Annotated in this window: 19 protein-coding genes; 8 read left to right on the top strand and 11 right to left on the bottom strand. The window is 69.2% G+C overall.

Annotated elements, in window-relative coordinates; translation table 11 throughout:
- Positions 1-71 precede the first annotated feature (71 nt).
- Positions 72-995, top strand: coding sequence for a LysR substrate-binding domain-containing protein (locus JOE46_RS12110; RefSeq protein WP_097212266.1), 924 nt, complete (start codon positions 72-74; stop codon positions 993-995).
- A gap of 6 nt (positions 996-1,001) precedes the next feature.
- On the opposite strand, the gene JOE46_RS12105 is transcribed toward JOE46_RS12110, so the two are convergent.
- From JOE46_RS12105 to metG, 3 genes are all read right to left on the bottom strand, one after another.
- Positions 1,002-2,057, bottom strand: a complete 1,056-nt coding sequence (locus JOE46_RS12105) for a DUF2786 domain-containing protein (protein WP_245221034.1) — start codon at positions 2,055-2,057, stop codon at positions 1,002-1,004.
- A gap of 93 nt (positions 2,058-2,150) precedes the next feature.
- Positions 2,151-3,335 (bottom strand): DUF2786 domain-containing protein, encoded by a 1,185-nt coding sequence (locus JOE46_RS12100; RefSeq protein ID WP_209927336.1) that lies wholly within the window; start codon positions 3,333-3,335, stop codon positions 2,151-2,153.
- Between the two features lies 1 nt (position 3,336).
- Positions 3,337-4,917: a methionine--tRNA ligase gene (gene metG / locus JOE46_RS12095; RefSeq protein ID WP_097212269.1), complete on the bottom strand. Its 1,581-nt coding sequence runs from the start codon at positions 4,915-4,917 to the stop codon at positions 3,337-3,339.
- Between the two features lie 20 nt (positions 4,918-4,937).
- On the opposite strand from metG, the gene JOE46_RS12090 reads away from it, so the two are divergent.
- Both JOE46_RS12090 and JOE46_RS12085 read left to right on the top strand, forming a co-directional pair.
- Positions 4,938-5,765: a TatD family hydrolase gene (locus JOE46_RS12090; protein WP_097212270.1), complete on the top strand. Its 828-nt coding sequence runs from the start codon at positions 4,938-4,940 to the stop codon at positions 5,763-5,765.
- Between the two features lie 128 nt (positions 5,766-5,893).
- The gene (locus JOE46_RS12085) at positions 5,894-6,430 is read left to right on the top strand and encodes a DUF6578 domain-containing protein (protein ID WP_097212271.1); all 537 of its coding nucleotides are present in this window, start codon (positions 5,894-5,896) and stop codon (positions 6,428-6,430) included.
- 80 nt (positions 6,431-6,510) lie between these two features.
- Here the strand turns inward: JOE46_RS12085 and JOE46_RS12080 are convergent, their stop codons facing one another.
- Both JOE46_RS12080 and JOE46_RS12075 read right to left on the bottom strand, forming a co-directional pair.
- Positions 6,511-7,275: an amino acid ABC transporter ATP-binding protein gene (locus tag JOE46_RS12080; RefSeq protein WP_097212272.1), complete on the bottom strand. Its 765-nt coding sequence runs from the start codon at positions 7,273-7,275 to the stop codon at positions 6,511-6,513.
- Positions 7,272-8,729, bottom strand: coding sequence for an amino acid ABC transporter substrate-binding protein/permease (locus tag JOE46_RS12075; RefSeq protein WP_179800582.1), 1,458 nt, complete (start codon positions 8,727-8,729; stop codon positions 7,272-7,274). Before JOE46_RS12075 ends, JOE46_RS12080 begins: the two co-directional genes overlap by 4 nt.
- Before the next feature lie 182 nt (positions 8,730-8,911).
- Between JOE46_RS12075 and JOE46_RS12070 the strand changes: the two genes are divergently transcribed.
- The 3 genes from JOE46_RS12070 to JOE46_RS12060 all read left to right on the top strand — a co-directional run bounded on the left by JOE46_RS12070 (position 8,912) and on the right by JOE46_RS12060 (position 11,474).
- Positions 8,912-10,039 (top strand): resuscitation-promoting factor, encoded by a 1,128-nt coding sequence (locus JOE46_RS12070; RefSeq protein WP_209927335.1) that lies wholly within the window; start codon positions 8,912-8,914, stop codon positions 10,037-10,039.
- Positions 10,040-10,110: 71 nt separating this feature from the next.
- Positions 10,111-11,025 carry a 16S rRNA (adenine(1518)-N(6)/adenine(1519)-N(6))-dimethyltransferase RsmA gene (rsmA, locus tag JOE46_RS12065; protein ID WP_179800583.1) on the top strand — a complete coding sequence of 305 codons (915 nt, stop codon included), beginning with the start codon at positions 10,111-10,113 and terminating at the stop codon, positions 11,023-11,025.
- A 191-nt stretch (positions 11,026-11,216) separates the two neighbouring features.
- Entirely contained in the window at positions 11,217-11,474 is a 258-nt protein-coding gene (locus JOE46_RS12060; protein WP_209927331.1) for a hypothetical protein, read from the top strand.
- Between the two features lie 71 nt (positions 11,475-11,545).
- On the opposite strand, the gene JOE46_RS12055 is transcribed toward JOE46_RS12060, so the two are convergent.
- The 3 genes from JOE46_RS12055 to JOE46_RS12045 are packed head-to-tail and all read right to left on the bottom strand — an operon-like array spanning position 11,546 to position 14,917.
- Entirely contained in the window at positions 11,546-13,816 is a 2,271-nt protein-coding gene (locus JOE46_RS12055; RefSeq protein WP_209927329.1) for a cation-translocating P-type ATPase, read from the bottom strand.
- Between the two features lies 1 nt (position 13,817).
- Positions 13,818-14,699 (bottom strand): hypothetical protein, encoded by an 882-nt coding sequence (locus tag JOE46_RS12050; protein WP_209927327.1) that lies wholly within the window; start codon positions 14,697-14,699, stop codon positions 13,818-13,820.
- An 8-nt stretch (positions 14,700-14,707) separates the two neighbouring features.
- Complete coding sequence (locus tag JOE46_RS12045; protein WP_077042609.1) at positions 14,708-14,917, bottom strand: heavy-metal-associated domain-containing protein; 210 nt, start codon at positions 14,915-14,917, stop codon at positions 14,708-14,710.
- A gap of 187 nt (positions 14,918-15,104) precedes the next feature.
- Here JOE46_RS12045 and JOE46_RS12040 point away from each other — a divergent pair, with 187 nt between their 5' ends.
- Positions 15,105-16,538 carry an MFS transporter gene (locus JOE46_RS12040; RefSeq protein ID WP_209927325.1) on the top strand — a complete coding sequence of 478 codons (1,434 nt, stop codon included), beginning with the start codon at positions 15,105-15,107 and terminating at the stop codon, positions 16,536-16,538.
- Entirely contained in the window at positions 16,538-16,663 is a 126-nt protein-coding gene (locus JOE46_RS26765; protein WP_280923545.1) for a hypothetical protein, read from the top strand. Before JOE46_RS12040 ends, JOE46_RS26765 begins: the two co-directional genes overlap by 1 nt.
- A gap of 74 nt (positions 16,664-16,737) precedes the next feature.
- On the opposite strand, the gene JOE46_RS12035 is transcribed toward JOE46_RS26765, so the two are convergent.
- The 3 genes from JOE46_RS12035 to JOE46_RS12025 all read right to left on the bottom strand — a co-directional run bounded on the left by JOE46_RS12035 (position 16,738) and on the right by JOE46_RS12025 (position 24,732).
- Positions 16,738-17,349, bottom strand: a complete 612-nt coding sequence (locus tag JOE46_RS12035) for a TIGR03086 family metal-binding protein (RefSeq protein ID WP_209927323.1) — start codon at positions 17,347-17,349, stop codon at positions 16,738-16,740.
- Positions 17,350-17,459: 110 nt separating this feature from the next.
- The gene (locus JOE46_RS12030; RefSeq protein WP_097212279.1) at positions 17,460-18,428 is read right to left on the bottom strand and encodes a YafY family protein; all 969 of its coding nucleotides are present in this window, start codon (positions 18,426-18,428) and stop codon (positions 17,460-17,462) included.
- Positions 18,429-19,251: 823 nt separating this feature from the next.
- A complete protein-coding gene (locus JOE46_RS12025) occupies positions 19,252-24,732 on the bottom strand; it encodes a carboxyl transferase domain-containing protein (protein WP_209927320.1) in 5,481 nt (1,826 codons plus the stop codon).
- Between the last annotated feature and the right edge of the window lie 599 nt (positions 24,733-25,331).

The following is a 25,331-nucleotide window of genomic DNA, read 5'->3' as shown; positions in this document are numbered from 1 at the left end:
GACGGTAAGGAGCGGGTGATGATTACTCCAATGCATTGTTTGGGTCGTCTCGATGCACTAGACGTATAGATATGACCCTGACGCAGCTCGCCTGTTTCCTCGCCGTCGCGCGCACCGGGCATTTCACCAAGGCGGCCCGCGAGGTGCACTTGGCCCAACCGTCGCTGAGCAGACAGATCCTCGCGCTGGAGAAGAGCCTGGGCGCCAGCCTGTTTCACCGCGCGCGGGGAAACATCGCGCTGACCGCGGCGGGCGAGGCGTTGTTGCCGTTGGCGACCAGGATGCTCGCGGACGAGGAGCTCGCGTACCGCGAAATCGCCGAGCTGACCGGGTTGCGGCGCGGCCGGGTGCGCTTGGGTGCGCCGCCGAGCCTGTGCGTCAGCCTCGTCGCAGATCTTCTCGAGCGCTATCTCGCGGCGTACCCGGGGATCACGTTGAACGTGAACGAGAGTGGATCGCGCGGGCTGGTCGACGCGTTGACCGGCGGACTGGTCGACATGGCGTTGATCGTCTCGAACGAGGACCGCGGCGAGGCGGCCCTCGAGGTCACGCCGCTGCTGCGGGAGGACCTCGTCGTGGTGTCCTCGGCCGCCGCCGATCCGCTCACCGCGCGAGGTGCGCTGACGCTCGACGAACTCGCGAGCTCCCCCCTGGTGATGTTCCACCGTGGGTACGACCTGCGCGCGGCCACCGACGCCGCGTTTCAGCGGGCCGGATTGACGCCGCGGGTCGCGGTGGAGGGCGCGGAGATGGAGGGGGTGCTGCGGTTCGTCGAGCGCGGTCTCGGTGTGGCCGTGGTGCCGTCGCTGGTGGCGGCCCACCGGCCCGGCCTGCGTCCGGCGCGGCTGAAAGCGCCCGAGCTCAGCCGCACCATTTCCCTGGCCCGCCGGGCCGATGTGCAACCGACCCACGCCGCGCGCGCGATGCAGGACATGCTGATTGCGGTGGTCGACGACATGGTCGCGGAAGGGGCGCATGGGCTCACGCGCCTCTGATCCGCTTCACCCCGCGATCGCCTGCCCGCCCGCCGACAGCGTCGCCGCGTCGGCCGCCGACCGTCCGGCCAGCACGCCCCGCGGATCGACCGCGGAATGCTGCCATGTCTTCGTGGGACCGAACAGGCGGTCCACCTCGGCCTTCACCGCCGCCGCACGGCCGGCGAGGAGGGGTAGCAGGTCCCCGAACCGGACCTCGGCGTCGACAACCACCCGCGCTGTCGCGGCCTTGTCCGCCTCGGTCAGTCGTTGACCGATCCGGATGGCGAAACCGAACAGGAAGGCCTTGCGGAACGATGTGGACCGCGAACCGTCCTCGCCCGCTTTGCTCATTGCCCTCGTTGCCTGGATGAGCAACGAGGTGAACAGCATCTCGACCTGTTCGAGATCGACGGCAGCGCCGACCATCGTGGCGGTGGCCATTCGCGAGTTGTAGAGGGTACGAACATGATTGGCATGGCCGATCATGGTGAGCAGCAGGGCCTTCTGCTTGACGTAAGGGTTGTCGAGGTGGACCCGCCTGCTGAGCACGGTGACGCCGACGCCGACGCCGGGCTCACCGGACTCGAGCAGCGCGGAGTTGATCGCATATCGGGTCATCAGCTCCTGGGCCTTGGCAGTGAGGGTCTCTGCCTCTTCTGTGAACTCGGTGCTCTCGGCCTTCGCGAGCAGTCCGCGAATCTTGTTCAACACCTTCAGATCTGCCGGGCTAGAGGGCTGAGTCGTCGTTTCGTTGCGCTGCCGTGGCCAGGCGGAGGGCGGTGGGCACAGTGCCGTCCAGGGGCCCAGGTGCTGCCACAAGAACCCGAGCGATCGGGTGTGCGCCTGGTCCACCGCCGCGATCTCCTGCGCTTCGGGATGCGTGTCCGCGATCGCCTGTAGCTGGTCCAGCCATTGCCGGGGAGCCCTCGACCATGCGCGGCTTCGTCGCGATTCTTCCAGGACCAGCGCCGCCGCGGTGGGGGTCACCGTGGCGTCGATTGCGCGTCTGGTGACGTGCATGACATCGGCGGGCTGCCAGCCACGCTCGTACGCCTGGGCGAGCGCGTCGACTGCGGACATCTGTCGAATGTGTGTTCGATTATCGCTCATGGCGACAGTCTGCACCGGGGGTCCGACACGTATTCCCGGTGCAGGTGGGGGGCGGGTTCGGCGCTACTTGCGTCTGATGGCGCGCTCACCCTTGGCCAGCGATGCGTTGTCCGCCGCGGCCCGCCCGGCATGCCAGCCCCTGGCGTCCACCGACCGGGCCCTCGCCTTGGTGGTGCCGGGGAACAGCCGGGTGAACTCCGCGTCGACCGCCGCGGAGGTGGTGGCGAGGACCGGCAGCAGATCGCCCAACGGGATGGACTCCTCGGCGGCCGCCGCCTCGGTCGCCGTGGCGTCGGCATCGTGCAGTCGCTGTCCGATCCGGCTGGCGAACCCGGCGAGGAAGGCCTTCCGGAACCCCGTGGTGCGCGCACCGCTGCGGCCCTCCGCGGCGCCGGACTGCAGGGCGCGGGCCGACTGGACGAGCAGCGAGGTGAACAGCAGGTCGACCTGCTGTAGATCGACCGGTGTCCCGACCGCGGTGGCGATGTCGAGGTCGCCGAACAGGACGGTACGAACCCGGTTCGCGTCGCCGATCGCGGTCAGCAGGTGCACCTTCTCCTTCAGGTACGGGTTCTCGAAATGGAACCGGCGGCTGTGCACAACGGTTCCGCCCGCGTGGGCGCGTGAACGCAGCAGGGCGGCGCTGATCGCGTACCGCGTCATGAGTTCCTGTGCCTTCGCGGTGAAGGCCTCCGCCTCTTCCGCGAACTCGGTGCGCTCCGCCTTGGCGAGCAGCCCCCGGATCCGGCCCAGCACCTTGGGATCCGCGGTGGTCGCGGGTTCCGCGGCTACCGCCTCGGGTTCCGCCGCGCCTTCGGGCGGCCACTGCGACGGCGGGGGCAGGAGGAACATCCAGTCCGACAGCCGGTTCCACTCCGCGGCCAGCTCGGACAGCTGGTATCCCAGGAAGCCAGACCGTCCGGCCGTCAGGGCGCCGGCGAGGTGCCCGCCACGTGGACCGGTGACCGGCGTCCGGTCGGCCAGGCGAGCCTGGTCCGGGTACACCTCGCCGACTGTGTGCAGCTGATCGGACCACTCCGTTGGCGCCCGATCCGCCGCACCGCTCAGCCGCGCCTCGTACAGCAGCACGGCCGCGGCGAGTCCGGGCGGCGACTCGGCTGCCCTGCGGGTCAGGTGCAGCAGGTCCGCGGGTTGCCAACCTCGCTCGTAGGCGCCCGAGAGCGCGTCGAGGAGCGCCGCTGCCTCGGCCGACGGCCGGCCGTCGTCGGGCACGCCCTCGTTCGTCATATCAGGCGGTTTCGGGCTCCACGTACCGGGGGAACACCGGCGACGGTGCAGGCAGCGGGTTGCCCGCCACGATCCGCACGCCGAGGCTCGCGAAGTCGCGGCCGTCCTCGTCCTGCCCGAGCAGGTCCAGGATCTTCGCCCCGGAGTCCGGCATCACCGGCTGGACCAGGATCCCGACGATGCGCACGACCTCGAGGGTCACGTAGAGCACCGTCGCCATCCGGGCCGGGTCGGTCTTGCGGAGCACCCACGGCTCCTGCTGCGAGAAGTATCGGTTGGTCTCGCCGAGCACGTGCCAGATCGCCTCGAGCGCCTGGTGCAGCGCCTGCTTGTCGAAGTCGGCGCGCACCGCCTCGAGGAGGGCGTCGGCCTTGGCCAGCAGCGCGCTGTCGTCCTCGGTGAGATCGCCGGGGGTGGGGACCTGGGCGTCGCAGTTCTTGGCGACCATCGTCAGCGAGCGCTGCGCGAGGTTGCCCAGCTCGTTCGCCAGGTCGGCGTTCATCCGGGTGACGATGGACTCGTGGCTGTAGCTGCCGTCCTGGCCGAACGAGATCTCCCGCAGCAGGAAGAAGCGCAATGCATCGAGGCCGTACTGCTCGACCATCTGGAGCGGGTCGACGACATTGCCGACCGACTTCGACATCTTCTCGCCCTTGTTGTAGAGGAAGCCGTGCACGAAGACGCGCTTCGGCAACTCCAGGCCCGCGGACATCAGGAACGCCGGCCAGTACACCGCGTGGAAGCGGCTGATGTCCTTGCCGATGATGTGCAGATCCGCAGGCCAGAACTTGGTGAACGCCTCCGACTCGACGTCGGGGTAGCCGAGGCCGGTGAGGTAGTTGGTGAGGGCGTCGACCCACACGTACATGACGTGCTCGGGGTTGCCCGGCACCGGAACGCCCCAGTCGAAGGTGGTGCGCGAGATCGACAGGTCCTTGAGGCCGCCCTTGACGAAGCTGACGATCTCGTTGCGCCGGGTGTCGGGCGCGATGAACTCGGGCTGCGACTCGTACAGCGCGAGGAGCTTGTCCTGGTACGCGGAGAGCCGGAAGAGGTAGTTGGACTCCTCCGTCCACACCACGGGGGTGCCCGTCAGCGTCGAGATGCGTGAGCCGTCGTCGAGCAGGGTGGTCTCGGCCTCGGTGTGGAACGCCTCGTCGCGCACCGAGTACCAGCCCGCGTAGGTGTCGAGGTAGATGTCGCCGGCCTCGACCATGCGCTCCCAGATCGCCTGGCACGCGACCTGATGATCCTCATCCGTGGTGCGGATGAACCGGTCGTAGGAGATGCCAAGGGTCTTGTCCATCGCCTGGAACACGTCGGAGTTCCTGGTCGCGAGCTCTTGGACGCTGATGTCCTCTTTGGCCGCGGTCTGCTGCATCTTCTGGCCGTGCTCGTCCGTGCCGGTCATGAAGAACACGTCGAACCCGTCGAGACGCTTGAAGCGCGCGATGGCGTCCGAGGCGATGTACTCGTACGCGTGGCCGACGTGCGGGGCGCCGTTCGGGTACGCGATCGCCGTGGTCATGTAGAACGGCGGTCGGGTGGCTTCGGGGCGGCTGGGTGCGGGTGACACAGTCATGGTGCGCCTACTCTATCTGCGTGCCAAGAGACCGTCCGGCCCCGGACCTGCCAGAGCCGCTCGAGCCCCTGATCGACTCACACACCCACCTCGACGCGTGCGGCGCCACCGACGCCGCGTCGGTGGCCGAGATCGTCGACCGCGCGGAGCGGGTCGGCGTCGGTCGCGTCGTCACGGTGGCCGACGATCTGGCCGCCGCACGGTTCGCGGTGGACGCCGCGAACTGGGACCCGCGGGTGTACGCGGCGACCGCCATCCATCCGACCAGGGCGAACGTGCTCGACGACACGACCAAGGCCGAGATCGAGCGCCTCGCGGGCGATCCGCGAACCGTCGCGGTGGGGGAGACCGGGCTCGACTACTACTGGCCGGGCAAGCTCGAGGGCTGCGCCACCGTCGAGGAGCAGGTCGAGGGATTCCGCTGGCACATCGACCTCGCCAAGCGGCTGCGCAAGCCGCTGATGATCCACAACCGGGAGGCGGACCACGATCTGCTGGCGGTGCTGATCGACGAGGGCGCGCCGGAGACGGTCATCTTCCACTGCTTCTCCTCCGACGCGAACATGGCGCTGGCTTGCGTGGAGGCGGGCTACGTGCTCAGCTTCTCCGGCACCGTCAGCTTCCGGAACGCGCGCGAGCTGCACGAGGCCGCGAAGCTGGTGCCCGACGATCAGCTGATCGTCGAGACCGACGCGCCGTTCCTCACTCCGCACCCGTTCCGGGGCGCACCGAACGAGCCGTACTGCCTGCCGTACACGGTCCGGGCGCTGGCCAACACGCGCGGCCAGGACCCGATCGAGCTGGCGCGGGCCTCGACCGCGACCGCCCGCCGCGTGTACCGGATCTAGCCCCCGCCGAGAGTGCAGTGGGGGTACCTCCCTGCACGAAGTGCTTGGGGGATGGTCGCATCGACCGAGAGCGAGCGACGGCAACTGCTCACTCGGCGAGTAAATTGGGCCGCACGGGTAGGCGACGAATGCACGGGTTCACGAATGCGACTCCCGTCGACCGCGGCGTCGACATCATCGACGTGTACATCGCGGCGTGGGAGATCGAGTGCTGCGCCCCACCGCCCGAGGTGGGCCGCGAGGCGACGTGGGTGCTCGCCTACACCGCAGACGACACCGAGCCGGAGGTCATCCGCCGACCCGTCCGCTGGGATCGGATCAGCCGCAAGCTCAGCGCCGGCGGCGTCAGCGCCTACTGGCGAGACGCTCCTGACGACCTGTCCGACCATCCCGCCGGGCTACGCGGGCGGCTGTGGGGGACGGTGCACGGCGCGGACGTCCCGGATGGATTCGACAGCACCACCGGCTCGGTTCTGGGCGTGTACCTGCTCGACGAGCTGTACCGCGAGAACGAAATCGGCGCGTGGTGCCCAATCCAGGGGACCGCGGTGCGGACCTCGGTATCGAAGAGCCCCGGGTGGTTCGGCGGCAGCGGGACCTTCGTGTCCGGCATGGACTGCCGCAAGCAGACCGGGGTGGTGATGGAGCTGGCGGTCCGGGGCTGACGCCGAGTGTGCAGTTGTCGGGGCATCGCCCGAGAGCAATGGACGATAGCTGCACACTCGGCGAGCGGCGCGTGCTCGGCCTACAGGACCTTCTTGAGGAAGTCCTGGGTGCGCGGTTGCTGCGGGTTCCCGAACAGCTCCGCGGGGGTGCCCTCCTCGACGACGAACCCGTCGGCCATGAAGATCACCCGGTCGGCCACCTCGCGGGCGAAGCCCATCTCGTGGGTCACCACGACCATCGTCATGCCCTGATCGGCGAGGTCGCGCAGCACCTGCAGCACCTCGCCGACCATCTCCGGGTCGAGCGCGCTGGTGGCCTCGTCGAACAGCATGATGTCCGGGTTCATGGCCAGCGCCCTTGCGATCGCCACGCGCTGCTTCTGCCCACCGGACAGGTTGGCGGGCTTGGCGTTCGCCTTCTCGCCGAGACCCACCTGCTCGAGCAGTCTCTGCCCGGTCGCCCTCGCCTCCTCCTTGGTGGCGCGCTTGGTCTGCACCGGCGCCAGCATCACGTTCTCCAGCGCGGTCATGTGCGGGAAGAGGTTGAAGTGCTGGAACACCATGCCGATGTGCTGGCGCACCTTGTCGATGTCGACCTTCTTGTCGGTCAGGTCGTAGCCATCGACGATCACGGTGCCGTCGGTGATGTCCTCGAGCTTGTTCAGGCAGCGCAGGAAGGTGCTCTTGCCGGACCCGGAGGGACCGATCACGCAGACCACTTCGCCGTTCGCGATGTCCACGTCGATGCCCTTGAGCACCTCGTTGTCCCCGTACGCCTTCTTGAGGCCGGAGACCTGAATCTTGGTGGTGGGCGACGCAACCGGCGCCGCTGACGACTCGGTCATGCGTTGATCCTCTTTTCGAGCCGGTCGGACAGTTTGGTCAGCGCCATGATGATGACGAAGTAGAAGATGCCGACGATCAGCCACATGTTGAAGGACTCGAAGTTCCTCGCGATGATGATCTTGCCGGTCTGGGTGAGCTCGGCGATGCCGATCACCGACAGGATCGAGGTGTCCTTGAGCGTGATGACCGCCTGGTTGACGAACGACGGCATCATGGTGCGCACCGCCTGCGGCAGCACCACCTTGCGCATCGAGGCCATGTAGTTCATGCCGAGGCTGCGGGAGGCCTCCATCTGGCCCTTGTCGACGGACTGGATGCCGCCACGGATGATCTCGGTGATGTAGGCGCCCGCGTTCAGGCTCAATGTGATCACGCCCGCGGTGAACGCCGGCATCTGGAAGCCGAGCGCGGCCGGGATGCCGAAGTAGATGAAGAACGCCTGCACCAGCAGCGGGGTGCCGCGGAAGATGTCCACATAGGTGACGCCGATGGCGCGCAGGACCTTGCGGTGCGAGACCCGCAGGAACCCGAAGATCAGGCCGAGCACCAGCGCGATCGCCAGCGAGACCACGGTCAGCACGATGGTCATCCACAGGCCCTTGAGCAGCTGCGGGTAGGTGTCCTTGAGGAGCGAGAAGAAGTTGTTCCCGCCCTGGGCCTCCTGCGCACCCTCGCCGAGGTAGGTGTCGAGGATCTTGTCGTACTGCCCGCTGGCGCGCAGGTTCGCGAGCCCGGCGTTGAACTTCTGGATCAGCTCGGCGTTCTGGCCCTTGGAGACCGCGAACCCGTAGGAGTTGCCCGCCTCCTTCTCGCCGACCGCCTTGAGGCCGTTGCCCTGCGCGATGCCGTACAGCAGCACCGGGTAGTCGTCGAAGACCGCGACCGAGTTACCGGTCTTGACGTCGTCGTACATGCTGGCGGAGTCATCGAAGGTGACCGTGGTGAAGCCGTACTTGTCCTTGATGGACTCGGCGAACATCGCGCCCTCGGTGCCGGTCTTGATCGCGACCCGCTTGCCCCTGAGGTCCTCGTAGGACTCGATGTCGTCGTTCGACTTCGCGACCGCCATCTGGACGCCGGAGTCGAAGTACGGATCGGAGAAGTCGAAGACCAGTTTGCGCTCGTCGGTGATCGACATGCCGGCGATGACACCGTCGACCTGACGCGACTGCAGCGCCTGGACGGCGGCGTTGAAGCCGAGCGGCTTGACCTGGTACCGGAAGCCCTGGTCCTCGGAGATGGCCTTGAGCAGGTCCATGTCGATGCCGACGAAGTCGCCCTGCTCGTTCTGGAACTCGAACGGAGCGAAGGTCACGTCGGTGGCGATGACGTAGGTCTTGTCGGGGTCGGATTGTGCGTTGGCGGTCCCGACTCCGAGGACGAGGGCGAGCAGGGCGAGGAGGCCGATCACGACGGGTAGTCGGTCGAGTCTTCGGCGCGATTGTGTACGCATCCGCGTGAGCATTCCTGGTCACGATTCCATGAGCAAACGACTCGGCGCTGTGTACCGTTCTGAGACCTTTATTTGCGCTGGTCAGGGACTCGCGGTTGCCAGGAGTCTGCATGCTCGTTACCGTACTGTGATCGAACCGCGTCGGGAATACCCCCGATGACCGTCGGCCCTCAGGACTCCTCGTGTCACCTTTTGCTCGGATCAACAACGCCAACTCCCCGCTCCTGCGCGTGGTCGTCGGGGCCCTGCTCCTCACCCTGATCGCGGGTGGACTGCTCGCGGTGTTCCGCCACAAGACGGTCACCGTGGACGTCGACGGGGAGACGATCGCGTTGAGCACGATGAGCACCGAGGTGGTCGACGTCCTCGCCGACGCCGGCTACTCGGTCGGTGACAAGGATGTGGTGGCGCCCGCCGCCGATTCCGCCGTCGCCGACGGCTCGACGGTGGTGCTGCGTCGCGCCCGCGAGCTCGCGCTCACCGTCGACGGCGAGCCGCGCACCATCTGGACCACTGCGCTGACGGTGGACGAGGCCCTGCAGCAGCAGCGGCTCGAGGCGGACGTGCACGTCTCCGCCTCCCGCTCGCAGCGACTCCCGCTCGACGGCGCCGCCCTCGACGTGGTGAGCCCCAAGCTGGTCAGCCTGGTCGACGGCGCCGCCCCCGCGGCCGAGGTCCGGTTGGCCGCGCCGACGGTGGGCGAACTGCTGGCCGCCAAGGGCGTGCCGCTCGAGCCGACCGACACCGTGGCGCCCGCGGCCGACGCCAAGATCACGGACGGCATGCAGATCGCGGTCACCCGCACGCGCACCGAGAACGTGACCGAGACGCTGCCGCTCCTGCCGCCGGAGCAGCGCATCGAGGACCCGACGATGAACATGAGTAAGACCATCGTGGAGAACCCCGGCGCCCCCGGCGTGCACGACGTCACCTTTGCGGTCACCAAGGTCAACGGCGCCGAGACCGGCCGCCAGCAGCTCGATGCCGTCGTCACCACCCCCGCCCAGCCGAAGGTGGTCCGCGTCGGCGCCAAGCCGGGCACCGAGGTTCCGCCGGTGAGCAACGGCGCAACCTGGGACGCGCTCGCGCAGTGCGAGGCGACCGGGAACTGGGCGATCAACACCGGTAACGGCTTCTACGGCGGCGTGCAGTTCGACCAGAACACCTGGGAGCGGCAGGGTGGACTGCGGTACGCGCCGCGCGCCGACCTGGCCACCCGCGAGGAGCAGATCGCCATCGCGAGCAGGACGCAGGCGACCCAGGGCTGGGGCGCGTGGCCGGCCTGCACGTCCCGCCTCGGCATGCGCTGAGTGTCGGATTTCGCGGCAGCTCGGCAGAGGCGATAGGTTCATCTCGTGACAAACCCCGAGGTGAACCCCCTGTGACCAGCCCCGAGGTGAACCCCGCCGAGGGGAACCCGCGCGGCAAGGCAGCTCTGCTCGGCCCCGTCGAGGTGCGTGCGCTCGCCGCCGAGCTTGGCGTGCGACCCACCAAGCAGCTCGGCCAGAACTTCGTGCACGACGCCAACACGGTGCGCCGCATCGTGACCACGGCCGGTGTCGGCCGCGAGGACATCGTGCTCGAGGTCGGCCCCGGGCTCGGCTCGCTGACGCTGGCCCTGCTCGACGCCGTCGACTCGGTCATCGCCGTCGAGATCGACCCGGTGCTCGCCGCCAGGCTCCCTGACACCGCGTCGAAGCGGGCTCCCGAGCTGGCCGACCGGTTGACGGTCGTGGGCGCCGACGCCATGAAGGTGATGCCCGCAGACCTGCCCGCCGCGCCGACCGCGCTGGTCGCGAACCTGCCCTACAACGTCGCCGTGCCGGTGTTGCTGCACCTGTTCTCCGAGTTCCCCAGCCTGCGCACCGCCCTGGTGATGGTGCAGGCGGAGGTCGCGGACCGGCTCGCCGCGGTGCCCGGCAACAAGATCTACGGGGTGCCCAGCGTCAAGGCCCGGTTCTTCGGTGACGTCCGGCGCGCGGGTGCCGTCGGCCGTCAGGTCTTCTGGCCGGTTCCGAAGGTGGAGTCCGGGCTGGTGCGGGTGGACCGCTACGCCGAGCCGCCGTGGCCGATCGACGAGGAGCATCGGCAGCGGGTGTGGGCCGTGGTCAATGCGGCCTTCGCGCAGCGGCGCAAGACACTGCGTGCCGCGCTCGCGACCTGGGCGGGTTCGCCCGTCGAGGCCGAGCGCCGACTGGTGGCGGCGGGGATCGACCCGTCCGCGCGCGGCGAGACGCTCGACGCGGCTGCCTATGTGCGGCTGGCGGGGGTCGGGCCGTCCGACTCGATCGGCTGACACGGCACTTACGTCTTAGCTCCATTGGGAGCATGTTGCGTTTAACGAATCACCAAGGGCAGCAACAGTATGCGGATTTCTACGCCGGACTGTCTTGTTGACTGTACGTTGACGCGAAGCGTGCTCGGCGCCAGTGCGGTTCTACGCCGCCGATGCGTGACCTAATCTTTGCTACTGATTGGAGTCTGTCCATGCCTCGTCCCATGATGCGTCGACTCGCGGCCACCGTTGTCGCCTCGGCAGTGCTGGCCGGTGGCCTCGCCGCCGGAGCGGGCGCTGCCTGCGCCGTCCCGGCCAATTCCCTCCCCGGCGGATCCCTCGCCGACGTCACCGGATCCTCTGACCTTGAGATTCCGAGCCCCTTCGGCGAGATTCTCAACGCGGTCGGTCGTTTCGTGGCGATGGACATTCTCGGGAGTTCTGAGCCCGGACCCAAGCCGGGCATGTAGGCGCTGACGCGCCTGTGCGCGTGTTGCACCCCAACTGAGGTGCAACACGCGCACAAGCGGCGTAGCCGCTGCTACTTGAACCGGCGCAGCCGCAGGCTGTTGCTCACCACGAAGACGCTGGAGAACGCCATCGCGGCACCGGCGAGCATCGGGTTGAGCAGGCCGGCCGCGGCGAGCGGGATCGCCGCCGCGTTGTAGGCGAACGCCCAGAACAGGTTGCCGCGGATGGTGCCGAGTGTCCTGCGGGACAACCGGATCGCGTCGGCGGCCGAGCGCAGGTCGCCGCGGACCAGGGTGATGTCGCTGGCCTCGATCGCCGCGTCGGTGCCGGTGCCCATCGCCAGACCCAGGTCCGCCTGGGCCAGGGCGGCGGCATCGTTGACGCCGTCGCCCACCATCGCGACCACCTTCCCGCGGGCCTGCAGCTCCTTGACCGCGTCGACCTTGTCTGCGGGCATGACCTCCGCCAGCACCGTGTCGATGCCGACCTGATCGGCCACGTTCCTGGCGGCCGCCGCGTTGTCGCCGGTCAGCAGCACCGGTTCGAGGCCGAGTCGCTTGAACTGCGCGATCGCTTCGGCGCTGGTGTCCTTCACCGCGTCGGCGACCACCAGCACGGCCCGCGCCGCGCCGTTCCAGCCGACCGCGATGGCGGTCTTGCCCGCGTTCTCGGCGGCCGCCTTCGCCTCGCTCAACGCCACCGGCAGGTGCAGCGACCAGTCCTCGAGCAGGGACGTCCGGCCCGCGACCACGGCGTGCCCGTCGACGATGCCCTGGACCCCACGGCCCTCGACGTTCTCGAACCCCTCCACCGACGGCAGGGGACCGGTCGTGTCGGCCGCGGCGGCGGTCGCGATCGCCTTGGCGATCGGGTGCTCGGAGGCGTGCTCCAGGGCGCCTGCCAGGCGCAGCGCCTCGGCGCGGTCGGTGCCCTCGGCCACGATCACGTCCTGCAGCGTCATCTTGCCGGTGGTTACCGTGCCGGTCTTGTCCAGCACGATGGTGTCCACCTTGCGGGTGGACTCGAGCACCTCGGGTCCCTTGATCAGGATGCCCATCTGGGCGCCGCGCCCGGTGCCGACGAGCAGGGCCGTCGGGGTGGCGAGCCCGAGCGCGCAAGGGCAGGCGATGATGAGCACCGCGACCGCGGCCGTGAACGCGACCGACAGCGGGTTGCCCGTTCCGATCCAGTAGCCCAGCGCGGCAACGGCAATCGCGATGGCGATCGGCACGAAGACCCCGGCGATGGTGTCGGCCAGGCGCTGCACATGGGCCTTCCCGTTCTGCGCGTCCTCCACCAGGGCGGCCATCTGGGCCAGCTGGGTGTCGGCGCCGACCCTGGTCGCCCGGACGACGAGCCTGCCGCCTGCGTTGACGGTCGCACCGACCACCGCGTCGCCCTCGGCCACCTCGATCGGGACGGATTCACCGGTCAGCATCGACATGTCCACCGCTGATCGGCCCTCGACGACCTGGCCGTCGGTGGCGATCTTCTCTCCCGGTCGCACCACGAACAGGTCATCGACCGCGAGTTCTGTTGCCGGAATGCGGGTCTCGACGCCGCTGCGGAGCACCGAGACCTCCTTGGCCCCGAGCTCGAACAGCGCGCGCATGGCGGCCCCGGCCCGCCGCTTGGAACGCTGCTCGAAGTAGCGGCCCGCGAGCACGAATGTGATGACGCCCGCGGCGACCTCGAGGTAGATGTTGGCGGCGCCGTCGGTGCGCCCGATGGTGAGCGAGAACGGGTGCGTCATCCCGGGTTCTCCCGCGGTACCGAAGAACAGCGCGTACAGCGACCAGAGGAACGCCGAGCCGGTGCCGATGGTGATCAGGGTGTCCATCGTGGCGGCGGCGTGCTTGAGGTTCGCCCAGGTGGCCTTGTGGAACGGCAGCCCTGCCCACACGATGACCGGTGCGGCCAGCGTGAGTGACAGCCACTGCCAGTTGGTGAACTGCAGCGCCGGGATCATCGCCATGGCGATGACGGGGAAGGACAGGATCGCCGAGACGATCAGCCGGGTGCGCAGGGCGGTGAGTGCCCTCGACTGCTCGTCCTCGGGCTCGGCGTCGGCGTCGCCCTCGCGGTCGGTCGAGGGCGGCTGGGGAACGGTGGCCGAGTAGCCCGCCTTCTCGACCTCGGCGATGAGGTCGGCCGAGGTGACCGCGGGGTCGAAGACGACCTTGGCCTTCTCGGTGGCGTAGTTGACGGTGGCGGTCACGCCCTCCATCTTGTTGAGCCGCTTCTCGATCCTGGCCGCGCAGGAGGCGCAGGTCATCCCGCCGATGGCGAGCTCGATGCTGGCGGTGTCGGTGGTCTCGGGAGCGAGGTACTCGGTGGTCATGTCAGTGGCCTTCGTGGGTGGAGACCGTGAATTCCGCTGTGCGGACTACGTTCTCGTGCTGGAAGTCGAGGAACAGGCGGTAGGTGCCGTCGGACGGCGCCTGCGCGTGGAATCTGACGCCCGGTCCGGGCGCGGTGACGCCGTCGCCGGGTTCGCCTTGCGGGTGCACGTGCAGGTAGGCGAGGTCGCCGGTGCGCAGCGCGACCAGGTGCCCGAACGCGCCGAGGTACGGCTGCAGGTCGGTCACCGCCTTGCCGTCGCGGGCCACGGTCACGGCCAGCTCTCCGCCTGCGGTGCTGAGGTCGCCGGACAGGGTGACCTGGTAGCCGTCCACTTCGGCGACCCGTGTTTCCCGGGGCAGGGTGGCCGGGGCGAAGTCGCCCGCGACGTCGACGTTGCGGCCGAGTGTCAGCTGCGGACCGCCGGTCGGCTGGAAGTCGGCGAACACGCGGTAGGTGCCGCCCCTCGGCCAGCTCCAGTCGAGGGACCAGGTGCCGTCCGTTGCCCGGACCGGGTGGACGTGGCGGAATTCGCTGGTGTCGCTGCGGACCACGATCAGGTGCAGCTGCTTCTCGTGTAGCTCGTCGTACTCGGTGACCGCGGCGCCGGACGGGCCGAGGATCCGGAAGTTCAGTGCGCCGGGGTTGTTGGCTTCGGTGGGTGCGGTGACCTCGGACAGGGTGTAGCCCTGCTCGGAGACCTGAAGGCCCGCGGGGGCGGTGGCGACGGCGGTGCCCGCGTCAGTGTGTCCGCCGTGGGTGGTGGTGTCGTGGGTGTTCGACATGTCGATCGGGCTTCCTGTTGCCGCACCCAGCCCGAGGGCCGCCGCGAAGATCACGGCGAGCCCTCCGGCGTAGGCGGCGAGTTTGATCGGGGTGTTCATGGCCGTCCCTATGCGGGAGTGGCCGAGTAGCCGGCCTCGTCGACAGCGCCGAGCACGGCCGATTCGTCGAGCGGCGCGGCGCTGGTGATGGTGAGCCGGCCGGTGGGGACGTCGACCGCGATGTCGGTGACCCCGCCGAGCTTGCCGACCTCGGCGCGGACCGAGCCCGCGCAGTGGCCGCAGGTCATGCCGGTGACGGTGTAGTTCGCGATGGTCATGTCGTTCTCCCTCTGTGTGCGTCCATACCGATGGGGGGTACGGGCTCTTGCACGAATGAAGGTACCCCCAGGGGGTAATTGTGCGCAAGTGCCGTTCGGGTGTTGCGTGTCATACCCCTAGGGGGTATAAACCACACCACGGCTTTCGCCGCGACAGTCACCCGGAGTTTCAGAAGGAGTGAACGAGATGAATCGGACACAGGACCCCGCCCAGACCCGAAAATGGTTGGCGCTGGGTTTGATTGCGCTCGCGCAGTTTGTGGTGATCATGGACACGTCGATCATCGGCGTCGCCCTGCCGGAGATGCGCGAGGATCTCGGCTTCACCCAGGGGAATCTCACCTGGGTGTTCAACGCGTACGTGGTGATGTTCGGGGGGATGCTGCTCCTCGGCGGGCGGCTGTCCGACCTGTACGGCGCGCGCCGGATGTTCGGCCTCGGCTGGCTCGTCCTGCTGGCGGGGTCGGCGGCCGCGGGTCTGGCGGGCAACGTGCCCACCGAACTCATCGGGCGGGCCGTGCAGGGCGTGGGCGCCGCGCTGATCGCGCCCGCCGCGCTGACCCTGCTGATGATGCTGTTCGGGTCCACCCCGCGGGAGCTGACCAGGGCGCTGGCCATCTACGGCGCGGCTGCGCCTGCCGGTGGAACCGCGGGCGTGTTCCTTGGCGGACTGCTCACCGAGTACGCCTCGTGGCCGTGGGTGTTCTTCATCAACATCCCGATCGCGGTGATCGCGCTCGTCGCGGCGCCCGCTCTGCTGCCCGGCGGCCGCGGCGGCGCGACCGGCGGCGTCGACCTGCTCGGCGCGCTCACCGTCACCCTCGGCATCGGGGCGGCGGTCTTCGGCATCGTCCGCGCGCCTGAGGTTGGCTGGGCCGCCGCGCAGACGTGGGGGACCCTGGTCGCCGCCGCGGCGCTGATCGCGGGGTTCGTGGTGATCCAGTCCCGGCGGCGCGAACCGCTGGTCCGGCTCGCGATCTTCCGGACCCCCAACCTGGGCGCCGCCAACCTCGCGCAGTTCCTGCTCGGGGCCGCGTGGATCCCGATGTGGTTCTTCCTGAACCTGTATCTGCAGCAGGTGCTCGGCTACTCGGCGTTCCCCAGCGGCGCCGCCCTCATCCCGATGACGGCGCTGATCATGATCGGCATGATCGTGCTCGCGCCACGGCTGATCGCGAGGTTCGGGCCGAAGCCGATGGTGGTGTCCGGCCTGGTCCTGCTGTCGGTGGGCCTGGCCTGGCTGTCGCTGGTTCGCCCGGACGGCAACTTCTGGGTCGACGTGCTGCCCGCGTCGCTGGTCTCGGCGCTCGGCATGGCACTGGCCTTCATCCCCTCGCTGGGCACCGCGATCTCCAGCGCCCGGTCGGAGGAGGGCGGACTGGCGTCGGGCATCGTCAACACCAGCTATCAGCTCGGCTCCGCGCTGGGTCTGGCCGCCGCGACGGCGGTCGGTGCCGCGCTCGGGGCGAACGAGCTCGGGGATCGCGGCGCCCTGACGGACGGGTTCTCGGCGGCGTTCCTGGTCGCGGCGGGCGTGGCCTTGGCCGGCGCCGTTCTGGCCGGTCTGACGCTGCGGGGTTCGCGGGCGTCCGCGCCGGATGCCGAGTCGGTGACGGTCTGATGGCGGGGGGAGCGGTCCGGCTGGACGCCCCGAGGGTCAGGGCCGTGCTGCGCTGCGCGGCGGGCTGCCTGCTGGCCGCGCTGCGGGTCCGGCTGGATCCGCGCTCCCGCGACGGCGAGCGCTGAGCATCGGTGGGTCATGGGGCGCCGGCGCTCCGCCGTGGGCGAGTTTCCACGCGGCGCGTCGGCGCCCCGCAGCATCACCGGCGATCTCGGGCCCGTGCCGCGGGGGCCCAACGCGGATCGCGACCGAGGAGTGCGACCAGTTGGTCGAGGACGGGGGCGTCCGGGTCGAGGGGCCGGACCGGGGCGAACAGCGCGCCCGGCCCGCGCATGTCGGGTGAGTCGGGGTAGCCGGCGGCGAACCGCACCGCGGTGGCCACCCGACGATCCGCGGGACGGTAGTCGATGCCGGCCGCCCGACTCAGGTCCCATCCGTGGGTGAGGACGTCGACGAAGTGGACACCGATGGCGATCGAGCCGGGCACCGTCCCGGAGCCCGCGACGGCGACGCTCCGGCTCAGGACGGCATCGTCGGTCAGGACCGAGTCGAGTTCGCGTGCGGCCGTTTCGAAGTCGGCGCGGGGGTTCGGTGTCCGTGGTGCGTCACCGGTGAGTTCCGCATGCGTGCTGTCGGCGGTGCCGGACAGGTGCGAGCGCATCGCCAGGGTGTTGGCGGTCAGGTGGCAGATCATCGCCCGGACGTCCCACTCGTCGCAGGGTGTCGGGAGATCGAGTTGATGCTCGCCCAGGTCGGCGACGAGGGCTCCCGTCAGTCCGAGTACCTCCCGATAGTGCTCGCGCAGGTCCATCGATACCTCCCTTAATATGTACGAACGATCGTACGTTTATTTGACCATTCGGAGGGCTTGCGAAGCAAGGGGGTTCCGCCCGCCGGGCGGCGAGCAGTGAACCGTCGCGCTCAGCTCCGGCGGTAGCGCTCGCTGAGCATCGCGTGGTGTTCGGCTCGCTGAAGACACTCCTCGCGGAGCTCCGGTGGGTCGAGCACCGTGAAGTCGACGCCGAAGGCGGTGAGCCATCCGGCGATGCCTGCGGCCGACTCGCCGCGCAGCTCGATCACGCAGCGGTCGCCGTCGGCCGACTCGAGCGCACCCCAGTACTCGTCGACCATCGGGGCGATCTGCTCGATCGGGGCGTCCAGCAGTACCCGCGCCGTGACCTGGCTGAGGGCTCGACTGATGCCGCTGGAGACGAACGCGGCGGCGTCGCCGGTCGGCAGCTCGCGCGGGGTGAACCGGGGTCCGCTGGGTGTCTTCGGGGTCATCCGGTCCACCCGGAACGACCGCCAGTCCTCGCGGGTCAGGTCCCAGGCGACCAGGTACCACCGCGCCCCGGCCCGGACCAGTCGGTGCGGTTCGACCTCTCGCCTGCTCTCGGTGCCGTCGTTGGTGCGGTAGTCGAAGCGCAGCCGCTCGTGCACGTGGCAGAGCGAGGCGATCGCGGAGAGCACCTTCGCGTCGACCGCGGACCGGGGCGCACCCTGCGGCACCACGTCGATCCGCAGCGCGTCGAGGCGGTGCCGCAGCCGCGAGGGCATCACCTGTCGCAGCTTGGTCAGCGCGCGCAGCGAGGAATCGCCGAGGCCCTCGACCGATCCGGTGGCGCCGGACTGCAGCCCGAAGGCGACGGCCAGCGCCTCTTCGTCGTCCAGCAGCAACGGCGGCATCTCCGCGCCTGCGCCGAGCTGATACCCGCCCCCGACGCCCACGCTCGCGTTGACCGGATAGCCCAGGTCGCGCAGCTTGTCCACGTCGCGGCGCACCGTTCGCGGCGTCACGTCGAGCCGTTCCGCCAGGTCCGCGCCCGACCACTCCCGCCGCATCTGCAGCAGCGACAGCAGTCGGAGCAGTCTCGCCGAGGTTTCCCGCATGGCTACACCCTGCCAGCCAATGCGGACAGTTGTGGTCCGCATTAGCAGGCTGACGCCAGCTCGAGGGGGACGTTCTCGGGTCGACTCACCGAGGGTGCCCCCGACAACCTCCCCCTCGGTCGAGTGGATCACTAGCGGTGTGCCTGACGTGGCCGTGTGGTCTGCGTGACTCGTTGCGTATTACGAATCATGTTGTGTCGCAGTGGAATGAATTCGCGATCGCGGGTGCGGAGCGCAGGGTACGGTGACCCCCAATCACGACCGCGTCTGCCGATCCCGTCGGAGTCTCGTCCGGTTCGATCCGTCTCATCGAGTAGCTGTATTTCTCGACCGGGGGCGGGTGGGCTAGGTCGGTCCCGCGTGCAGCCACCACGGCGGAGCCTCATCCGAGGTCCTGCCCCTTTCACACAGGAGGATCTTGATGACACATCATTCCGGGCGCCGAATCATCTCGACAGTCGTCGTTGCTGCTGCCCTGGTAGGGGGTCTGGCGTGCGGTGCTGGAACCGCGGCGGCAGATTCCTCGGACCCGTCGGCGAACCCCGTCTACTCGGGGTCGGAGGCGATATTGGGGACTGCCGACGCGATCGGGTCGTCGGACGTGCTCTTCACGGTTACCAACGAGATCATGAGCCCTCTGAATGTGGGAAGCTCGGCGCTCGGCTCTGTCTGCGCTGCCGCGCGGAACCTCCTGCTGGGCCAGAACTACTGCTTGGCTCGTCCCGGAATGGGCGGTTGGGGCTGACCCCTCGCGAGTGCAGTCACAGCAGTGGGCGCCGCCGGAACGACTTACGGCGGCGCCCACTGTGCTGTCAGTCGGTCCTTACACGGTGTTCAGAGCCTTGCCCATGCCCCGCTCCACCGCGTCGACCAGGCGCGGACGCAGCTCGGCCGCCGGCACGATCGCGTGCACCGAGCCGACCTCGCGGGCCCGCTCGATGTTGTGGATCGCCTCGAACTCGGCGGCCACCTCGCCCAGCTTGGCCGACCGGACCGCGGAGCGCTCGGCGGCGAGCTCGACACGCAGGCGGGTGCGTTCGGCGTTGTCCTCGGTCTCGGCCAGGCGAGCCTCGAGGTCCCGGACCGCGGGATCCGCCGCGGTGCGGGCGTTGACGTCGCGGGTGAACACCACGGCCGCGGCGGGCGCCCCGCCGAGCACGGAGGCGAAGGAGCCCTCGACCGCGAGCACCTCCATGTTCTCGTTCAGCGCACCGGAGAACACCACGAACGCGCCGCCGTGGTAGCGCGAGACCACCACGAACACGATCGGCCCGTCGAAGTTCACGATGGCACGGCCGATCTCGGCGCCGTACTCGAGCTGCAGGTTCCGCAGCGACTCCGGGGAGCCGTCGAAGCCGGACAGGTTCGCCAGCACCACTACCGGGCGGTTGCCGCTGGCCGCGTTGATCGCGCGGGCCGTCTTCTTCGACGAGCGCGGGAACAGCGTGCCGGAGGTCCACTGGTCGGGGCCGTCGGTCGGGAACCAGCCCTTACGGGCGATGGCGCGCGACTCGATGCCGATCACCGTCACCGCGTTGCCACCGAGGTGGGCGTCGAACACCACGGAGGTGTCGGCGTCGGCCATGTCGGCCCACCGTTCCAGCACCGCGTGGTCCTGATCGACCACGGAGCGCATCACGGTCCGGATGTCGAAGGGCTTCTTGCGGTCCGGGTTCGTCTCCCGCGAGAAGATCTCGCCGACCGTGGTGAACTCGCTCGACGGATGCACGTGCGGGAAAGTGCGGACGTCGCGGTCGATCGGGTCCGTGGAGTCGGCCTTGCGCGGGAAGCGTTCGCCCGCAGCGAGGTACGAGTGCTCGTAGTGCGTGAACAGGACGCCGATGGCCGCCGTCAGGTTCGGCGCCCAGTACTGCGCCTGGCCGTTCGGGCCCATCACCCGGTCGTAGCCGCCGATGCCGAAGTTGTCCTCCGCGGAGACGCCGCCCGAGTAGTCGAGTGACTGCTTGCCGGTCAGCACCATCGCGCTGTCCGGGGTCATCACCAGGATGCCCTTCGTGTGCATCAACATCGTGGCCTCGGCGTTCCAGTAGGGCTGGGCGCCGACGTTGATCCCGGCGACGAGGACGTTGATCTCGCCGCCGTTCTGGGTGAACGTGATGATCCTGCGCAGCCCGCGCGAGACCCAGTCCATGTTCTCGGTGCCGGATTCCATCGAGATGGTGGCGCCGGAGGAGAGGGCGAACCACTCGACGGGCACGCCGAGCCGCTCCGCAATGTCGATGGCCGCGACCACGCGGGAGCACTCGGCCTCGGCCACGGTGCCCAGCGCCTTCGTCGGATCACCGAACAGTGCGACGCGGGTCATGCCTTCGGGGTGCCGCTTGGTGGGTGTGGTCACCAGGCCGACGATGATGCCTGCGGTGTTCCGCCCGTAGGCGCGCTCGACCGGGACCAACGCGCCGGACTCGTCGAGGTCGTACTCGACGAACGTGCCACCCGCCGACAGGGCCGGGATCAGCTCGTAGGGGTAGACCGTGCCGCGGGCCTTGGAACGCTGCACCTTCTGGGTGTACGCGTCCAACGGCTTGAGCGGCTCGGTCGGCGGCTCGGTGACCGCGACCTGCAGGCCCGCGCCCGAGCGGTACGAGAACCGAACCGCCACCTGTCGCGGCGCCTCTTTGGGGGTCTCCTGCAGGCGGCCGATGATGGTGAGCTGCTCGAGTCCGGCGCCCACGGTCAGCGGTGCGACGTGCTGGGCGATCCGGGCGATCCGGTCGGCCGACACCTCGAACTTCGGCCACACGTAGAGCACAACGCGGTTGTTCTCGATGCGCTTGCTGCCGCGCTCGGCCTGGACCCGGCGGATGCCGTCGAGGCAGGCCACGACGGCCCGCTCGATGGCGGGCGCGGCGGCGATCTCGCCGTCCGCGTCCATCTGCAGCGTCAGGTCCCGCACCTGCGCCATCGCGATCAGCCGCTCGTCGGTCTGGTTCTCCTTGGCGACGAGGCGATACAGGAAGGTGTCGGCAGGGGCGGGCAGGCGGGTGCCGTCGAAATTCTTGAGCCGCCACATGTTCAGGCGCTGAGCGGTCAGCGGGTGCATGTCGCGGATGATCTTGTCCTCGACCAGCCCCGAATCCGGCTCGGCCGCGGGCCGGAACGTCACGACGCGCTGCACCGTGATGTCGCCGGGGGTCGCCACCGTGACGGTGACACGGCGCCATGACACCGCTCCGCCGTGCTCCTGCAACGCCGTCCGCAGCGACTCGGCGAGGGTGTCGCCATTCGTGGGGGCGTCCGGCCAGGCGAGGTAGAGGTCGATGACCTGGTTGACCGGGGCGGGACCGACCGCCGCGTCGACGACGGCAAGCGCCTCGTCGAGGCGGGCCCGCTCGGCTGCGACCGAGACCAGGTTCAGCTGCTCACCCGCGAGCTCGAAAGTGCCGGTGACGCAGGGCAAGCCGTGACCGTCGAGGGCCTTGACGTCGTGCAGGCCGCGGATCTTGTAGTACTGCCGGGTGACCACCTCCAGCAGGTCGCCGGGCAGCGACAGCGGGTCGGCGAGGAGGCCGACCAGCGGCTCGGGGGTGTCCACCAGCGCGTCGATCCGCTCCGCACGGTCGACCGCTCCCGGACGCTCCGCGAGGTACTGCAGGCTGCCACGAACGCCGTCGTAGACCTGCTCGCGGGCCTTGCGGATCGCAGGCTCGTCGAAGATCCGGAACTGCAGGTTGCGGGCGACGTCGCCGACGACCGGGTAGCGCAGCTGGGTGGCGAGGACGAGGCGGTCGAGGACCTCCGCAAGGGCGGGGTAGTTGTCCGTGCAGACGCGGCCGTCGTGCAGCCACTGCGCGAGCAGGCCGGCGACGATCGGAACCTGGGTCTCCATCCGCTGCTGCGCGACGAAGATCCGGTAGACGGCCTCCTCCAGTTCCTTGGTGCGCTCGAGGTCGTTGACGTCGTAGTGACGCAGCGATCGGGAGAGCTTGGCGCGGAAGGAGTCCGGCATCCCGTGCACGTCCACGTCGAGGGACTGCAGGAAGGAGTGGAAATGCTCGCGCGGGCTGTGCACCCGCTCGACGGTGTCCTCCTCGTCGACGGTCGGCCGGTTGCGGGAGAGCTCGCAGAGGTCGGCGAACGTGGTCAGCAGGTTCAGCTCGGCGGCGACGAGGGTGGTGTCGGACTCGGGGAGCGACTCGCGCAGGGCGAGGTACTCGGCCAGCAGCGCGCGCGAGCGGGCGGCGTCGACGTCGAAGCCGGTGATCATCGCGCTCAGGGCGTCGAGCCGGGCCAGTGCCTCGGTGAGGTCGTCGCGGTCGCGGGTCTCGGGGGCGACGAACTCGACCCGCGGGGCCTGGGTGGTCACCGTCTCCTCGGCGACCTGGTCGACGCGCAGCAGCGGCGCGCCCGCATCCACCTGGGCGTTGACCACGGCGAGCACCTCGCGGACGGTGCCCGCGTAGGGCGCCCGGATCGCGGTCTCCATCTTCATCGCCTCGAGCACCACGAGAGTGTCGCCTGCTTCCACCTCGTCGCCGACGGCGACCGGGAGGGCGACCACCACGGCGGGAGAGGGGGCGCGCACGACGCCCGCCTCGTCCTGGCTGATCTGGTGGCTGATGCCGTCGACCTCGACGAGGTGATGGGCGGGGCCGGTGACGGAGACGATGTGGAACCGGCGGCCGCCGACCACGATCCGGCTCTCGAACTCACTGAGCCGGTCGACGTCGACCTCGACCTCGCCGCTGTCGCCGTCGATCCGGTAGCGGTGCGGACCGATCTGACCGACCACGAACTGGTAGGCCTGGCCCTGGTAGCTGAGTTCGACGGGCCGGCCGACACCGTGCTTGGCGCGCGGCCTGCCGCCACGGGCGGCGGCGAGGAACGCGCCCCGCTCGTGGGCCTCTTCCGCGTCGTACACGCCGACCGCGGTCGCCAGCAACGCCACGGCGGCGGCAGGCGTCGGGCCGTTCGCGCTGCCCGCGCCGGTGCGGTCGAGCCATCCGGTGTCAGCGCTGGCGGTGATCACCTCTTCGCGGTCCAGCAGGTCCAGCAGGAACGACTTGGTGGTGGTGCCGCCGTCGAGGACGACGGTGGTCTCGCGCAGCGCGGTACGCAGCCGGGCGAGGGCCTCGGACCGATCCCGGCCCCAGGCGATGACCTTGGCGACCATGGAGTCGTAGTCGGGCGGGATGACATCGCCCTGGGCGATGCCGGTGTCCACGCGCAGCCCGGATCCGAGCGGGAACTTGAGCAGGCGCACGGTGCCGGGGGCCGGAGCGAACCCGTTGTCGGCGTCCTCCGCGTTGAGCCGGGCCTCGACGGCGTGGCCGAATTCGGGCGGGCAGTCGCCGACCAGCGGGTCGCCGCCCGCGACCTGGATCTGCAGCTTGACCAGGTCGATGCCGGTGGTGGCCTCGGTGATCGGGTGCTCGACCTGCAGGCGGGTGTTGACCTCGAGGAAGGTGAAGACCTGCTGGGAGGGCTGGTACAGGTACTCGACAGTGGCGGCGCCGCAGTAGCCGGCCGCGCGCACCAGGTCGGCGGAGACGCCGCGCAGGTGGTCGGCCTGCTCCTTGCTCAGCAGCGGAGAGGCCGACTCCTCGATCACCTTCTGGTTCTTGCGCTGGATGGAGCAGTCCCGCACGCCGGGGGCCCAGACGTTGCCGTGCGCGTCGGCGATGACCTGCACCTCGACGTGCCGGGCCTCGGTGACCAGGCGCTCGATGAACACGACCGGGTCGCCGAAGGAACGCTCCGCCTCGCCCTGGGTGCGCTCGAGGGCGAGCTCGAGTTCGTCCTCGGCGAAGACCTTGCGGATGCCACGGCCACCGCCGCCGGAGCGGGCCTTGATGATCAGCGGGTACCCGATGGCCTGTGCGTGCCTGCGGGCGTCCGCGCGGGTCTCGACGGGACCGCCGGACCATGGCGCGACCGGGACGCCGACCTTCTCGGCGAGCAGCTTGGCCTCGACCTTGTCGCCGAGCAGGCGCATGGCGTCGCCCGAGGGGCCGATGAAGGTGATGTTCAGGCGGGCGCAGAGGTCCGCGAATGCCGGGTCCTCGGCGACGAAGCCCCAGCCGACCCAGACGGCGTCGGCCCTTGCCTCGATCAGGGCGCGCTCGAGCTCGGCGTGGTCGAGGTAGGGGGTGGCGGCCGTGGTGGACGGCCGCAGGGTGACACCCTCATCCGCCTGCCGGACGAACATCGCCCGCCGCTCGGCGTCCGTGTGCAGCGCGATCGTCGTGATGCCGTACGGGTGCTCGGCATTGAGCTCGCGCACCGCCCGGATCAGGCGTACCGCCGCCTCACCCCGATTGACCACCGCTACACGTTTGAACATCCTCGCCCACCGTTCTCGAAATGTGTGTGTCGACTGCGCCGCGCCTACGCGACCGTCCGCCGTCCCGAACCCCCGAAGGGGCCGGAGCCGGTGTGCAGTCCGGACCGGTTGGCCTGGGACATGCCCGACCGAGTGCGGTTGGGACCCGAAACCTCGTATGGAAACGAAGTCGAGGCGCGAGCGAATTGATCCGGTCACGCGTAATCCTCGCCCGGCCTGGCGTCCCAAGTCGACCCTGCCGGTACGCAAGCATGCAGTATTTCGTCGACATTGTCATGTCGCGTCGGCCGGGGGCAAAGGATCGACTAATGTCGTTGCAGTGCAGTCTAATTCGATCGCATCCCGACGGGGTTCGGAGAGTGAATCGGTACTACCAACCGGTAATAAGTTTGATACTGGCGAGTAGGTATAACGCGTACTCGTGAGTAGGAATTGATTTACTCACGAGTAGGGTTACCGGCAGGCGAAGTTTTCATATTGAGAAAGATGCTGTTACGCGGAGTATCAATTTCCTGGCGAGAACACTTGATCTTGATATCTGCAGGTGAATGGATTGTGCCTCCGCGTGCCAAATCAAGTTGATCTTGCCGGGGCTCTGG

The organism is Rhodococcus sp. PvR099 (assembly GCF_017833315.1).
GTDB classification, from domain to species: domain Bacteria; phylum Actinomycetota; class Actinomycetes; order Mycobacteriales; family Mycobacteriaceae; genus Rhodococcus_G; species Rhodococcus_G oryzae.
The sequence above is the reverse complement of the archived record's forward strand: the minus strand, read 5'-3'. Positions and strand labels throughout refer to the sequence as shown.

Bases quoted from the DNA above. Each gene is read 5' to 3' on its own strand.
- JOE46_RS12025 (WP_209927320.1), bottom strand. From the start codon at position 24,732: ATGTTCAAACGTGTAGCGGTGGTCAATCGGGGTGAGGCGGCGGTACGC.
- JOE46_RS12060 (WP_209927331.1), top strand. From the start codon at position 11,217: ATGCCTCGTCCCATGATGCGTCGACTCGCGGCCACCGTTGTCGCCTCG.
- JOE46_RS12100 (WP_209927336.1), bottom strand. From the start codon at position 3,335: ATGACGAACGAGGGCGTGCCCGACGACGGCCGGCCGTCGGCCGAGGCA.
- JOE46_RS12075 (WP_179800582.1), bottom strand. From the start codon at position 8,729: ATGCGTACACAATCGCGCCGAAGACTCGACCGACTACCCGTCGTGATC.
- metG (WP_097212269.1), bottom strand. From the start codon at position 4,917: ATGACTGTGTCACCCGCACCCAGCCGCCCCGAAGCCACCCGACCGCCG.
- JOE46_RS26765 (WP_280923545.1), top strand. From the start codon at position 16,538: ATGGCGGGGGGAGCGGTCCGGCTGGACGCCCCGAGGGTCAGGGCCGTG.
- JOE46_RS12105 (WP_245221034.1), bottom strand. From the start codon at position 2,057: ATGTCCGCAGTCGACGCGCTCGCCCAGGCGTACGAGCGTGGCTGGCAG.
- JOE46_RS12040 (WP_209927325.1), top strand. From the start codon at position 15,105: ATGAATCGGACACAGGACCCCGCCCAGACCCGAAAATGGTTGGCGCTG.
- JOE46_RS12085 (WP_097212271.1), top strand. From the start codon at position 5,894: ATGCACGGGTTCACGAATGCGACTCCCGTCGACCGCGGCGTCGACATC.
- JOE46_RS12045 (WP_077042609.1), bottom strand. From the start codon at position 14,917: ATGACCATCGCGAACTACACCGTCACCGGCATGACCTGCGGCCACTGC.
- JOE46_RS12030 (WP_097212279.1), bottom strand. From the start codon at position 18,428: ATGCGGGAAACCTCGGCGAGACTGCTCCGACTGCTGTCGCTGCTGCAG.
- JOE46_RS12055 (WP_209927329.1), bottom strand. From the start codon at position 13,816: ATGACCACCGAGTACCTCGCTCCCGAGACCACCGACACCGCCAGCATC.
- JOE46_RS12080 (WP_097212272.1), bottom strand. From the start codon at position 7,275: ATGACCGAGTCGTCAGCGGCGCCGGTTGCGTCGCCCACCACCAAGATT.
- JOE46_RS12110 (WP_097212266.1), top strand. From the start codon at position 72: ATGACCCTGACGCAGCTCGCCTGTTTCCTCGCCGTCGCGCGCACCGGG.
- JOE46_RS12050 (WP_209927327.1), bottom strand. From the start codon at position 14,699: ATGAACACCCCGATCAAACTCGCCGCCTACGCCGGAGGGCTCGCCGTG.
- JOE46_RS12035 (WP_209927323.1), bottom strand. From the start codon at position 17,349: ATGGACCTGCGCGAGCACTATCGGGAGGTACTCGGACTGACGGGAGCC.